Consider the following 12,824-nt stretch of genomic DNA (forward strand, 5'->3'; position numbering starts at 1 on the left):
TAATTTGTCTACATTCTTCATATGATTTTTAATAACGTGAAACTCCCTTTCGTTGGTGGTTTGACAGTCCTTGAAAAAGGATAAAAATTACTTAAAGCATATAGGAGGATTATGAAATGAAAGTTCTGTTTGTATGCTCTGGAGGAATGTCCAGTTCAATTGTTGTAAACGCTTTAAAAAAAGAAGCGGAGAAGAAGGGAATTAATATGGATGTACACGCAATTGGAACGAGTGAAGTGGAAGAAGAGGTTAAGAACGGCTGGGACGTTGTAATGGTTGCTCCGCAAGTAAGGCATAGATTTGATGCAGTGAAAAAAATAGCAGATGAGCAGTCTGTTCCTTGTGGTATAATTCCGCCACAAGCTTATACACCACTTGGTGGACCGACGCTATTAAAGGCTGTGAATGAATTAATCCGTTAGGAGGGAAGTTTGATGAATAAGTTTGTCTCATTTCTTGAGAATAACTTATCTGGTCCAATGGCGAGGCTTTCTGAGCAAAGGCATTTACAAGCAATTCGTGATGGTGTAATTTCAGCATTACCGTTTATTATTGTAGGAAGTTTCTTTCTAATTGTGGCGTTTCCGCCTCTTTCAAAGGATAGTTTTATTTCACTATGGGCAGCCAAGCATCAAACGAGTATTTTAATACCGTATCGGTTAACGATGTTTATTATGTCGCTCTATATCGCCTTTGGTATTGGATATAATTTAGCGAAAAGTTACAAATTAGATGCCTTATCAGGAGCGCAGCTTGCAGTCTGCTCATTACTTCTTACATTGACACCTGAACTCATTGATAAGAAAGGATTTATGCTCCCAATGACAAACCTTGGAGGGCATGGGTTATTTGTTACAATGATTGTTTCCATTTTATCGGTTGAGATTTTGAGATTCTGTAAGACGAAAAATGTGATGATTAAAATGCCAGATCAAGTACCACCGTCTGTATCTCGTTCTTTTGAAGCACTTATACCTGCTGCTTTCGTTATTATTATTATGAGTATTATTACTGTTGTTTTTAGCATTGATTTACATCATTTAGTTGATAAGCTAGCTGCACCATTAGTAAAAGCTGGTGATAGTTATTTTGGAGTTATTCTACCTGTGTTTCTAATTACATTCTTCTGGTCATTTGGCATACATGGTGTTTCTGTTGTTGGGACAGTTGCCCGTCCTTTATGGGAAGTTTATCTTGGTAAAAACTCTACTGCAGTTGCAGATGGAGCAAGCAGTATACCATTTATTGCACCAGAACCATTATACCAATGGTTTATATGGATTGGTGGTTCCGGAGCTACATTAGGGCTTGTATTAGCCATGATTGTCTTCGGTAGATCAAAGTATTCCAAAGCGCTGTCAAGAACGTGTATTGTACCTGGTATTTTTAATATTAATGAGCCAGTTATATTTGGGCTTCCAATCGTGTTAAACCCGATTTTAATTATTCCTTTTATTATTACACCATTAGTAACAGCGACAATTGCTTATACGGCAACAGCAATGGGACTCGTTACACCAACTTATATTATGCCGCCATGGACATTACCAGCTCCAATTGGTGCATATTTAGCGACGGGTGGAGATTGGAGAGCTGTTGTGTTAGTCTTCATTAATATAGCAATCTCATTCCTTATCTATCTGCCATTTTTTAAAATGTACGATAAAAATATGATTGAAGTCGAAAAGAGTGGTGATGGCGAGTGAGGTTCTGTGAACGTGTAATGATGCGAAATATGAAGAAATCATACAGATATGTATTAGAGTGATAGGCAACTAGTCTATCACTTCTTTCATGATTAAAGGTGAAACTAATCAGCTTTATTACAGTACCGTTTTCAAAAGAAATAACAAATGAAATTCAGCAAGCCTTATCTATAGAAGCTTCTAACGTACAACTTATATGTAGTTTGAATTTTAAGCTCGGGCTATGTTTTGCGAATGCAGTGAAAAAAGTCTGTAAACAATCTGATTTTCCAATAGAACAATTAGATTTAATTGGCTCGCATGGTCAAACGATTTATCATCAGCCTGTTTAAGAGAAGACGATTGTTCCATCGACACTACAAATCGGAGAACCCGCAGTTATAGCCTATGAAACAGGAACAACAGTCATTTCAAATTTTCGAACGATGGATATGGCGGCTGGTGGTCAAGGAGCCCCTCTTGTTCCATATTCAGAACTTATTTTATATAGAGACCAAAATAAAAATCGATTACTTCAAAATATTGGTGGGATAGGGAATGTAACCGTAATTCCAAGCCGAGTATCTAAACAAGAAGTGATTGCCTTTGATACGGGGCCAGGAAATATGGTGATAGATGAAGTATGTCAGCGATTATTTCAGTACTCGTTTGATAGAAATGGTGAGATAGCAAGACAAGGAAGTGTCATAAATGAAATGCTTTATTCTTGTATGAGTCATTCGTTTTTTAAAACTGTTCAACCTAAGTCAACAGGAAGAGAACAGTTTGGAGAAGAGTTTACAGATGAATTGCTAAAGCGATTTAAGGAGCACCGTAAGGAAGATATTGTAGCTACTGTAACGATGTTTACAGCAAACTCGATTGTTCATCATTATCAAAAAATTATTTCTCCTTATTATCATATTGATGAAGTTATTCTTGACGGAGGTGGAAGTTATAATAAAACACTTGTAGAAATGATAAAAGAGAGTTTGAAGGAGGCGCCCTGTAAAGTACTTATACAAGAGGAAATTGGGTATTCATCATCCGCAAAAGAAGCAATTGTTTTTGCTGTGCTAGCAAATGAAACATATCATCGTAATCCAAGTAATGTACCAAGTGCTACAGAAGACATCCTGTCGTTTTAGGTAATGTAACATTCCCTCCAATTGTGAGGTAAGAAAAAGTGGGTGGAAAGATGAAGTATATGATAGGTGTAGACGGTGGTGGGACGAAGACAGAAGCGATTGCATTTGACCAAAATGGTAAAGAAATAGCAAGAAGTATGAGCTGTTTCGGAAATGTTTTACTAGATTATGAGAAAGCTTTATCGCATATTATGGAGGCAATTGAATATTGTCAACAAAGCTTGTCTAAAGAGGACTGCGTTTGTATTTGTTTAGGGCTGGCGGGTGTGAAAAGTATAGATATTAATGTGTTAAAGGAACGTTTAATAGCGAGATATCAAACAAATATTGAAATTTATGATGATGCAGTAATTGCACATGCGGCCTTATTAGGAGGAAACGATGGTATTTTAACAATAGCGGGAACAGGTGCTATCTGCTTAGGGAAAAAAGGAGCAGAATATGAGTATAGTGGAGGATGGGGCCATATTTTAGGAGATGAAGGGAGTGGGTATTGGATCGCTTTGCAGGCGTTAAGAAGGATGACAATCGAGTATGATAAAGGTGAGCAATTTTGCAATCTTAGCAGAGTAATACAAAAGCAAGTTCCTATTCATACACCATTTGATATAAAACAACTTGTATATTCCTCACAGAAAGATCAGGTTGCTGCGATTGCCCCCCTTGTAATAGAGGAAGCAAGGAAAGGTAATGATGCTGCGTTCAAAATTATATCAAAAGCTAGTGAAGAATTAGCCAGAATTACAGTTGACGTGTATAAGAAAATGTCATTTGAAGTGCCAATTTCAATTGCAGTAAAAGGTGGAATTTTGTGCTCTGTACCAGAAATATATGCTGAATTTAAGAGGTATTGCGAAAACTATATTAATGAAATAAATTTTATTCAAAGTGAAATTTCATCAGCAAAAGGAGCTTATTTTTTAGCTGTAAAAAAATCTACTTTATTTTAAATACAGTTTTTCCATATAGCAGTCTTCTTTAAAAAGGAGGTGTTATATGGATTTTGGGATTAAAATATGGATTTTTTTATTTAGAATTTCATTTCCGATCTTCTTGCTTATCGTATGTATGAATATTATAGCCATTATAGGAATTGATAAGGTTCCGGTGCATAAACCGCAAGTTATAATACTTGTAAGTTTGTTTATAGCCTGGTCAATAGGATATATTTTACAATATATTAAATCCGTACATGTTATTGCATGGAATTTGATAGGAATTACAACGGTAGCAAGTTTCATATTTTATTGTATGGCTTACTTCTATGCCACTTATGCTTGAAGAGTGTATTGAGAATAGTAAATAGAAAGTGAATGATTATATGATTCATATCAACCAGTTTCTGTATGTAATAGGTGCTTATATGGTTGGGAACATATTAACAGCATATATGATTATAAAATGGAAATACGGGATAGATATTCGAGATGTTGGTAGTGGAAATCCTGGTGCGAGGAATATGGGGCGTTTATACGGAAAAGTATATTTTATTGTTACATTTCTAGGAGATGCCCTTAAAGGGGCAATTGTTGTTTATGTAGCAAGAATCTTATTTGGGGAGTCTATATTTCTATTAATCTCGCTACTAGCAGTTGTTGTAGGTCATATATATCCAATTTTCTTTAAATATAAAGGCGGAAAGGGAATTTCGACATTTATTGGCGGACTGATTGTGTTCAATTATTTGATAGCGCTTACTCTGGTACTTATATTTATTTTGTTTTATTTAATTTTTAAGAGTTTTACAAAGGCTGGTTTAATTACAATCGCTTGTTTACCACTTTGTATGATTGCATACTTTTATTCTATGGTAGCGATTGTATTAAGTGTTTGCATTATTATATTGATTTTGTACGCACATAGAAAATAAAGGGGATTAAAACATGGGATTAATGTATAAAATTGCTGATCAAGCATGGGAGTTTGAAAGTATTCATAAACTAAATTATAAAACATTCGTAGAAGAAATTCCGCAGCATGAACAAACAGAAGAGCGCAAACGCATAGATTTGTTCCATGAAGAAAATACGTATTTAAATACCTCATTTAGATGAGTGGTTACCAGAACGTGGTGATCGTGTATATGAAATTCGTTTATTAGCTGTGGAGCAAGAATATCGAAACGGAAGAGCTTTACTCGGATTGATTCGATTTTTGCATCGCTATTTGCTTCTAAATGGGTGTGATTTAGCGCTCATTTTAGCCGATGTATATCACCCAAAAAACGCTTGAACAATCTAGTATTACAAGTCTTGTGACGAAAGAATATACATTTTGACCCGGACCCGTAGAAATCGCAGAAAATGTCCAGCAAGCATTTGCTTCTAATCCAATTTCGCATCGTTCCATTCAATTTAAAGCTGCGATGGAGAATGTGAAAAAACGATTATTACTAATGTACCTGTCCCAAGCATGATTTGCACATGCTTGGGACAGGTACATTAGCAAATGATTCAATCGCTTTACAGCTAAAGTTATTAAAGGGACGTGGATTCGTTTTAACAAATGGTGAGTTTGGAAATCGTTTAATCAAGCAGGCGATTCGAGCAAACTTATCGTTTGATACATATGAAAGAGAAATGGGGAGACCATTTTTATACAATGAAATAGAGGAATTAGCGGAAAAGCAATTGGAGCATACACTGGGCTCTCTTTTGTATTTTATAATCATACTGTAAATCCGACTGCAACTTTATCTGTGTACAAGGATATAGGAATGTACAAAGAGAACGGAAGTGTACCGTACTCTCAGTCTTGGAATTTAATATGCGCCTTACAAGAAGCATTAAAGAATTTTGAAGATGAAAACAAATTTAAGAAAATATATAAGATGTATACCTTTATCGAAGAAGCTGTTACCAATATGGAATTACAACTTGTATCTCAAAAAAAGTATGCTTCATCTATCATTCTTACAATTGCATTAGATAAAGAACTTTCTTCTAAGGAAATAGGAGATTCATTAGCATTGCAAGGGTTTATTATCCATTATGAATCAAACTATTTACAACAAAATAACTGGATTCAAATTGCTTGCTTAAATCACTATAAAGAACGTGAAATGAAAAGAATGTTGGATTGCTTACAAATGCAGATAGAACAAGTGCATGTATAGTACAGAAAAGACGGTTATGAAGACCGTCTTTCTTGTTTGATGCATTATGTATGTGTCGCTCCAAATAAGGATTCCATCTTTACTTTTCCTTTTTCTCGAATTTCTGCATTTGTATGTACCATGATATATCTATGTGCCCAAGCAATTGCGATAACATCATCTAACAGGCCGATTCCAATAATAGCTGCTAAATCTGGGATGAAATCGATTGACCATACATAATAGGAAAGCGCAGCTAATATAATTATTTTGGCTTTAGTAGGCAGTCCGTTCTTTTTTAAAGTGTAATATAAAATAATGCTCTCATACACACCGGATTTTCCTAATTTCGTTGCACCTTCATTTAATTTTTTCCATAGTTTCTGTTTCTCCATATAATCACTCCTTATTTCGTTTTTTCATTAATTTTGTAAAAGTATATTTAACATTATGTAAATGCCCTTAAAAATATAGATTTTTTAAAAGGATAGACAAACAATTGACAAAATAACCCTTTTTATCATTTCTTTCTTGTTGTTCATACTCATATGAGTAAAAAAGAAGAATATTGTGGGGAGAAAACATGTGGCTTTTGTTTGATGTAATAGCCGATATTATTCTGTTCTATCCGAGGACTGACGCGAAATTAAAATATCATATTGCGCAGCTAAGTGAACAAGAATGGTTTCGAGATGTACATGAAGATACAAGGTATACAGGGATCATTTGGAATAATCGGAAAATCAAGAGGCTGATTTTGTCACCTACAAATATGAAATTGCTAACAAAATCAAAAGAGAAACAGAAAGAACTAATCCAAATCATTCATAGTGAGTATGAAAAAAGGAGATAAGAATTATCTTATTTTTTATATTTAGCGTAACAAATGGTACAATGAGAGCTTAATGTGAAAAATAAGGAAAAGAAGTGATCTGTTTGAAAAACTTTTTAGAATTAGGAATTAGTGAGACATTTAATCATACATTACGTGAAAATGGGATTGCTGAAGCAACGCCAATTCAAGAGAAAGCAATCCCGGTTGTTATGGCTGGAAAAGATATAATTGGGCAAGCAAAAACAGGAACAGGGAAGACATTGGCGTTCGTCTTACCAATTCTAGAAAAAATTGATCCTGAGTCAAGTGATGTACAAGCTTTAATTGTTGCACCAACTAGAGAATTAGCACTGCAAATCACAACTGAAATTGAAAAAATGCTTGTTCATCAAGAAAATATCAATGTTCTTGCGATATATGGTGGTCAAGATGTTGCGCAGCAAATGAGAAAGTTAAAAGGAAATACGCACATTGTTGTGGCAACACCAGGACGTTTATTAGACCATTTACGCCGCGAAACGATTGTATTATCCAATGTTTCTATGCTTGTATTAGATGAAGCAGATCAAATGCTTCATTTCGGCTTTTTATATGATATAGAAGACATTTTAGAAGAAACACCTGAGAGTAAACAAACGATGTTATTTTCAGCGACGATGCCAAAAGATATTAAAAAGCTTGCGAAGCGCTATATGAAAGAACCTGAGATGATTCAAATTCAAAGTGCGGAAGTAACGGTGAATAATATTAAGCAACGTGTTATTGAAACGACAGATCGGGCAAAGCAAGATGCACTGCGCCATGTGATGGACCGGGATCAGCCGTTTTTAGCAGTTATTTTTTGTCGTACAAAGCGTAGAGCGAGTAAGTTATATGATGATTTAAAAGGGTACGGCTATAACTGCGATGAGCTTCATGGTGATTTATCTCAAGGAAAACGGGAACGAGTAATGAAGAGTTTTCGTGATGCGAAAATTCAATATTTAATCGCAACAGATGTAGCAGCTCGTGGATTAGATGTAGAAGGCGTAACACATGTATTTAACTATGACATTCCAGAAGATGTAGAGAGTTACATACACCGAATTGGCCGAACTGGACGCGCTGGTGAATCAGGCCTTGCAATTACATTCGTTGCACCGAAAGATGAAATGTATTTAAAAGAGATTGAAAAAGGCATTGGCGCAACGTTGCAAAGACAAGAGTTGGAACTACCTGTTAAACAAAACGATGATGCGAGTGAAAAAAAGAAAAAACAGCAAATCAAAAAAACAAAGAAAACAGGTCAATACGGTCAAAAAGATAACCCTGGGGGATCAAAGAATACAAAACAACGATCATTTCATAAACCAAGTGAAAAGAAAAATAGCAAAAAGCAAGGTCAGCAGAGACGCGGTAGATAATATAGAGTAAGTGTTTATAGTGAAAAGTCGTTTCCTTTTAAAGAAGGGAACGACTTTTTTGTTTTTGTGTACAGCAGGTGAATAAATGTAAAGAATTCTTTTTTGTTCATTAAAGTAGAAGGATAATTTAATTAGGATGTTGTATACATCATTAGGAAACATGTGGTAAAAACAACTTGATTCATTTTAATTTGTATGACACTTTTTTACAGGCTACGCATATATTTATACTAGACCGACAGTCGGTCTAGATGAAAGGAGTTTCTTTGTGAGAACAGTAAAAGAATATGAAGAACGTAGAAATGAAATTCTGGATACAGCAGAAAAACTGTTCGTTTCTAAAGGGTATATGAAAACAACTGTAAATGATATTTTACGAGAAATTGGTATTGCGAAAGGGACATTTTATCATTATTTCAAATCAAAAGAGGAAGTAATGGACGCTATTATTACGCGGATTGTAAATGCAGGTGTAGTGGCCGCGAAAAAGATTGCTTCAAGTCCTAATATCCCTGTGTTGGATAAATTGTTTCAAATTTTAATGGTGCAAGTGCCGAAAGCAGGTGGGAATAAAGAAAAAATGATTGAACAATTTCACCAGCCAAATAATGCAGAAATGCATCAAAAAAGTTTAGTGCAAGCTATTTTATATTTAACACCTGTTTTAACAGAGGTAATTGAGCAGGGAATCAAAGAAAAAATTTTTGAGACGGCTTACCCCCAGGAAACAATGGAGTTCTTGATCGCGTCTGCACAAGTCATATTCGATGAAGGATTGTTTCAATGGCAGCCGCATGAAGCAATGCAAAGAGCAAAGGCGTTTATCAATATAATGGAAACGACTTTGGGAGCTAAAAAAGGAACGTTTAATTACATTTTGGATATTTTGATGAGGCAGTCCTAAAATAATTTTTTTATAAAATTTTTAGACCGGCAGTCGGTCTAGACCCTTGATGAAAGGTGTGTATACGATGCAAAATACCATCAATATAAAATCTTTCCCTAAAGATTTTAACCTCATGGTGATTGGACAAATTGTATCTATCTTAGGTTCCACCCTTTTACGTTTTGCTTTATCACTCTATGTACTGGATATAACGGGGCGTGCGGATATTTATGCCACTTTGTATGCTATATCGAGTGTCCCTTTGTTGTTGTCACCTCTTGGCGGGGCTATCGCTGATAGATTTAACCGACGTAATTTGATGGTAATCTATGACATGATAAGTAGTGTTATTATTTTCTGCTTTCTTTTATTATTATCAGTCGGCAAGACTTCCGTGGTACTTATCGGTGTTGTTATGGTTTTGCTAGCGATTATTAGTGCAATGTATTCCCCTGTTGTTATGGCGAGTATTCCGCTGCTCGTTACGGAAAAAAAGCTAGAACAGGCAAATGGTATCGTGAATGGTGTTCAAGCTTTGTCGGGTGTAGCGGCACCTGTTTTGGGCGGAGTGCTATACGGCCTTGTAGGGTTAAAAATACTTGTCGTGCTGAGTGGTATCACTTTTTTCTTGTCAGCAATATTAGAGACGTTTATTAAGATTCCGTTTGTTAAAAGGAAACAGGATGAGCATATTGTGCCAACAATCGCAAAAGACCTGAAAGTTGGATTTACCTATGTTGTCAAACAGCCTTATATATTGAAATCCATGATATTAGCCGCTTTGCTCAACTTGATCCTTACACCACTCTTTATTGTCGGTAGTCCAATCATTTTACGAGTAACGATGCAAAGTAGCGATACAATGTACGGTATCGGGATGGGATTCATAGATTTTGCTACAATCTTAGGGGCTTTATCTATCGGTTTCTTTGCGAAAAAGATGCAAATGAAAACAATATATCAGTGGATACTTATGATTGCTCTATTAATTGTACCGATGGCGGTCTCCATTATGCCACTTGTTCTTAGATTTGGATACTATCCGTCATTTATCCTCTTTATCTTGTGTGCAATTCTTATTACAATGGCAATGACCATTATCTCCATTTTCGTTATTACAGTCGTACAAAAGAAAACACCTAACGAGAATTTAGGAAAAGTCATGGCAATTATTACAGCGGTAGCGCAATGTATGGCACCTATAGGTCAGGTCATATATGGATTTATGTTTGAAATTTTTAGTATAAAAGTTTACTTACCTATATTGTTTGTAAGTCTTATAATGATAGTAATAGCAATTGTAACGAAGGGAATATTGAGAAATGAGGGGGAAACGGCGTGATATGATTTGGTTATTCCAATGGAAGTATTGAAACAACTACTATATTTTAATATATTTCTAATCAAATTCCCCCAATGAAATTCATGTTTGACACTTATAATTTATTTGGTACACATGTTATTGTTCTGTGATTACTACCAGTATTATTCATTTGAAACTCCTTTTTATATTGTTATTCTCTTAAAACTTAGAGGTTATTATAAGTTGACAATCCAATATTTTTTGAGGAAAATACAGTTATAGGAATGTATGTTCTGTTTGTTAGAGGACTAGCAATTTCAAGTGTATCTACATAAAAGGAGATGTTTCTAATTGAAGAATACAAGACAAAAAATTACTACTTTTTTAATGTTTGACGGCAATGCAGAGGAGGCTATGACTTTATATACTTCTTTATTTGATCAATCAGAAATTATAAATATTTCTCGTTACGGTGCAAATGAGCCTGGTAAAGAGGGAACTGTAATGCATGCTACATTCACATTAAATAGACAAGAGTTCATGTGTATAGATAGTAGTGTGAAACATGAATTCACATTTACTCCTTCAATGTCACTATATGTAAATTGTGATACAGAGGCGGAAATTGATGAAGTCTTTAATAAGCTAGCGCAAGAAGGACAAGTTTTAATGCCGCTTGCAGTTTATCCATTTAGCAAGAAATTCGGTTGGCTTAATGATAAGTATGGTGTTTCTTGGCAGCTAAACTTTTCTGCAAACTAGGTCTATGTTAGTAAATAAAAACGTATTCTCAATCTAATGAGTAATACGTTTTTTTATTCATTTAGAATTTTGCTTTGTAAGTTCTGCTAGTGATTTTAAGTGAAATTCCCTCTTATTAAGTCAAATGGGTTGATTTAATATTTCAGAGATAAATTGTGGTATAATTTACATATAGGGGGAAAGTAGATGACACAACATAAAGAAGAACAAATGAATCAAGCACTTGCACTGTTTTATTTTGCATATAAAACATTTACAGAAAAACCAGATGAAATTATAAAAGAGTATGGTATACAGCGAGTTCATCATCGAATCTTATTTTTTATTGCTCGTTTTCCTGGGCTTAGTATAAATGAATTGTTATCTCTGTTAGAAATAAGTAAACAAGCTCTTCACGGGCCACTCCGTCAGCTTCTTGAAAAGGGGCTTATTGAAAGCAAGGAAGCAGAACACGATCGTCGTGTGAAACAGCTTGTCCTAACGACAGAAGGAGCAGAGCTAGAGAGAAAACTAAGCGATGTACAAAGAGAACAAATGAGCAGTATTTTTTCAAAATTTGGTGAAACATGTGAAGAGAATTGGCATCAAGTTATGACTGAACTAGCAAATAGCCGTTTAGGTTTTGATGCATGGTTATCTAAGCGTGAAGAACCAGTTGATTAAAATGAGTAAATAAATCATTCATCTGTTTTTTGAGTTTGAAAAAGAACCGATTTTATCCATGTATTTTGGCAACTATGGATAAATCATAGAATAAATGGATAAAAAATTAACATTACCAGATACTTTATTACGTGTACGCATTGCAAAATTTAAATTTTCATTTCCGGAAGGGGATTATTATGATAAAACTTGTACTCATTCGTCACGGACAAAGTTTATGGAATCTTGAAAACAGATTTACAGGATGGACAGATGTAGACTTATCAAAAAATGGATTAAATGAAGCAAGAGAAGCAGGTGCAATTTTAAAAAACAATGGATATACGTTTGATGTTGCGTATACATCTGTTTTAAAACGGGCAATTCGAACGTTGTGGATTATTCTACATGAAATGGACCTTGCATGGGTTCCTGTACATAAATCATGGAAGTTAAATGAAAGACATTATGGAGCATTGCAAGGATTAAATAAGGATGAGACAGCAAAGAAATATGGTGATGATCAAGTTCATATATGGAGAAGAAGTACTGATGTAAGACCGCCAGCACTTACTGAAGATGATCCAAGGTATGAAGCTGATGATCCAAGATATAAGTTGTTGAAAAAAGGTGAATTTCCACTTACTGAGTGCTTAGAGGATACGGAACAAAGAGTATTGGACTTTTGGCATAATGAAATTGCACCGATGTTACAATCTGGTCAAAAGGTAATCATCTCATCACACGGGAATACAATTCGTTCGCTTGTAAAATATTTAGATAATCTATCGGATGATGGTGTTGTATCATTAAATATTCCGACGAGTATACCACTCGTATATGAACTAGATGAAAATTTACGCCCAATTCGTCATTACTATTTAAGTATGGATGGTGAAGTTCCGGAAGGTGTGATTCCGAAACATATATCCTGATAAAAAATATTTGTGAAAATTTGAAATGTATGCTTGTCTACATATAAAATGTAGATTCATTATAAAAGATGTGGCTTCCTTCTCATGTATATGCAATGCAGCTAACTTTAGAAGGTTGTCCATGTCTTTTG

Annotated in this window: 13 protein-coding genes and 2 pseudogenes; 14 read left to right on the top strand and 1 reads right to left on the bottom strand. The window is 34.9% G+C overall.

The window, feature by feature from the left end:
• Nucleotides 1-116: 116 nt before the first annotated feature.
• The 7 genes and pseudogenes from NSQ40_RS12775 (at nt 117) to NSQ40_RS12805 (ending at nt 5,948) form a co-directional block, all read left to right on the top strand.
• Nucleotides 117-422, top strand: coding sequence for a PTS sugar transporter subunit IIB (locus NSQ40_RS12775; protein WP_003197701.1), 306 nt, complete (start codon nt 117-119; stop codon nt 420-422).
• A 12-nt stretch (nt 423-434) separates the two neighbouring features.
• Nucleotides 435-1,706 (top strand): PTS sugar transporter subunit IIC, encoded by a 1,272-nt coding sequence (locus NSQ40_RS12780; protein ID WP_341286117.1) that lies wholly within the window; start codon nt 435-437, stop codon nt 1,704-1,706.
• A 95-nt stretch (nt 1,707-1,801) separates the two neighbouring features.
• A pseudogene (anmK, locus tag NSQ40_RS12785) lies at nt 1,802-2,865 on the top strand (anhydro-N-acetylmuramic acid kinase AnmK); the annotation flags it as partial.
• 18 nt (nt 2,866-2,883) lie between these two features.
• Nucleotides 2,884-3,783 carry a BadF/BadG/BcrA/BcrD ATPase family protein gene (locus NSQ40_RS12790; protein WP_033796150.1) on the top strand — a complete coding sequence of 300 codons (900 nt, stop codon included), beginning with the start codon at nt 2,884-2,886 and terminating at the stop codon, nt 3,781-3,783.
• 46 nt (nt 3,784-3,829) lie between these two features.
• On the top strand, nt 3,830-4,114 hold the full coding sequence (locus NSQ40_RS12795; protein WP_033796151.1) for a hypothetical protein: 285 nt from the start codon (nt 3,830-3,832) through the stop codon (nt 4,112-4,114).
• A gap of 40 nt (nt 4,115-4,154) precedes the next feature.
• Nucleotides 4,155-4,703, top strand: coding sequence for a glycerol-3-phosphate 1-O-acyltransferase PlsY (gene plsY, locus NSQ40_RS12800; RefSeq protein WP_033796152.1), 549 nt, complete (start codon nt 4,155-4,157; stop codon nt 4,701-4,703).
• A gap of 13 nt (nt 4,704-4,716) precedes the next feature.
• Nucleotides 4,717-5,948: pseudogene (locus tag NSQ40_RS12805) on the top strand (aminotransferase class V-fold PLP-dependent enzyme).
• A 44-nt stretch (nt 5,949-5,992) separates the two neighbouring features.
• On the opposite strand, the gene NSQ40_RS12810 reads toward NSQ40_RS12805, so the two are convergent.
• Nucleotides 5,993-6,322: a YkvA family protein gene (locus NSQ40_RS12810; protein ID WP_003197720.1), complete on the bottom strand. Its 330-nt coding sequence runs from the start codon at nt 6,320-6,322 to the stop codon at nt 5,993-5,995.
• A gap of 188 nt (nt 6,323-6,510) precedes the next feature.
• Between NSQ40_RS12810 and NSQ40_RS12815 the strand changes: the two genes are divergently transcribed.
• The 7 genes from NSQ40_RS12815 to gpmA all read left to right on the top strand — a co-directional run bounded on the left by NSQ40_RS12815 (nt 6,511) and on the right by gpmA (nt 12,693).
• On the top strand, nt 6,511-6,780 hold the full coding sequence (locus tag NSQ40_RS12815; RefSeq protein ID WP_003207184.1) for a hypothetical protein: 270 nt from the start codon (nt 6,511-6,513) through the stop codon (nt 6,778-6,780).
• 74 nt (nt 6,781-6,854) lie between these two features.
• On the top strand, nt 6,855-8,165 hold the full coding sequence (locus NSQ40_RS12820; protein WP_033796153.1) for a DEAD/DEAH box helicase: 1,311 nt from the start codon (nt 6,855-6,857) through the stop codon (nt 8,163-8,165).
• Between the two features lie 268 nt (nt 8,166-8,433).
• Nucleotides 8,434-9,069 carry a TetR/AcrR family transcriptional regulator gene (locus NSQ40_RS12825; protein ID WP_003207186.1) on the top strand — a complete coding sequence of 212 codons (636 nt, stop codon included), beginning with the start codon at nt 8,434-8,436 and terminating at the stop codon, nt 9,067-9,069.
• Between the two features lie 49 nt (nt 9,070-9,118).
• Nucleotides 9,119-10,393 carry an MFS transporter gene (locus tag NSQ40_RS12830; RefSeq protein WP_098159475.1) on the top strand — a complete coding sequence of 425 codons (1,275 nt, stop codon included), beginning with the start codon at nt 9,119-9,121 and terminating at the stop codon, nt 10,391-10,393.
• A gap of 312 nt (nt 10,394-10,705) precedes the next feature.
• On the top strand, nt 10,706-11,116 hold the full coding sequence (locus NSQ40_RS12835; RefSeq protein ID WP_258248452.1) for a VOC family protein: 411 nt from the start codon (nt 10,706-10,708) through the stop codon (nt 11,114-11,116).
• 186 nt (nt 11,117-11,302) lie between these two features.
• Nucleotides 11,303-11,779, top strand: a complete 477-nt coding sequence (locus NSQ40_RS12840) for a MarR family winged helix-turn-helix transcriptional regulator (protein ID WP_003197732.1) — start codon at nt 11,303-11,305, stop codon at nt 11,777-11,779.
• A 179-nt stretch (nt 11,780-11,958) separates the two neighbouring features.
• Nucleotides 11,959-12,693 carry a 2,3-diphosphoglycerate-dependent phosphoglycerate mutase gene (gene gpmA / locus NSQ40_RS12845; protein ID WP_033796157.1) on the top strand — a complete coding sequence of 245 codons (735 nt, stop codon included), beginning with the start codon at nt 11,959-11,961 and terminating at the stop codon, nt 12,691-12,693.
• The last annotated feature ends 131 nt before the right edge of the window (nt 12,694-12,824 follow it).

It is taken from the genome of Bacillus sp. FSL K6-6038 (genome assembly GCF_038050455.1).
GTDB classification, from domain to species: Bacteria; Bacillota; Bacilli; order Bacillales; family Bacillaceae_G; genus Bacillus_A; species Bacillus_A pseudomycoides.

Excerpts from the sequence above, each read along its gene's own strand:
- NSQ40_RS12810 (WP_003197720.1), bottom strand. The coding sequence starts at position 6,322 with ATGGAGAAACAGAAACTATGGAAAAAATTAAATGAAGGTGCAACGAAA.
- NSQ40_RS12830 (WP_098159475.1), top strand. The coding sequence starts at position 9,119 with ATGAAAGGTGTGTATACGATGCAAAATACCATCAATATAAAATCTTTC.
- plsY (WP_033796152.1), top strand. The coding sequence starts at position 4,155 with ATGATTCATATCAACCAGTTTCTGTATGTAATAGGTGCTTATATGGTT.
- NSQ40_RS12795 (WP_033796151.1), top strand. The coding sequence starts at position 3,830 with ATGGATTTTGGGATTAAAATATGGATTTTTTTATTTAGAATTTCATTT.
- NSQ40_RS12840 (WP_003197732.1), top strand. The coding sequence starts at position 11,303 with ATGACACAACATAAAGAAGAACAAATGAATCAAGCACTTGCACTGTTT.
- NSQ40_RS12780 (WP_341286117.1), top strand. The coding sequence starts at position 435 with ATGAATAAGTTTGTCTCATTTCTTGAGAATAACTTATCTGGTCCAATG.
- NSQ40_RS12790 (WP_033796150.1), top strand. The coding sequence starts at position 2,884 with ATGAAGTATATGATAGGTGTAGACGGTGGTGGGACGAAGACAGAAGCG.
- gpmA (WP_033796157.1), top strand. The coding sequence starts at position 11,959 with ATGATAAAACTTGTACTCATTCGTCACGGACAAAGTTTATGGAATCTT.
- NSQ40_RS12775 (WP_003197701.1), top strand. The coding sequence starts at position 117 with ATGAAAGTTCTGTTTGTATGCTCTGGAGGAATGTCCAGTTCAATTGTT.
- NSQ40_RS12815 (WP_003207184.1), top strand. The coding sequence starts at position 6,511 with ATGTGGCTTTTGTTTGATGTAATAGCCGATATTATTCTGTTCTATCCG.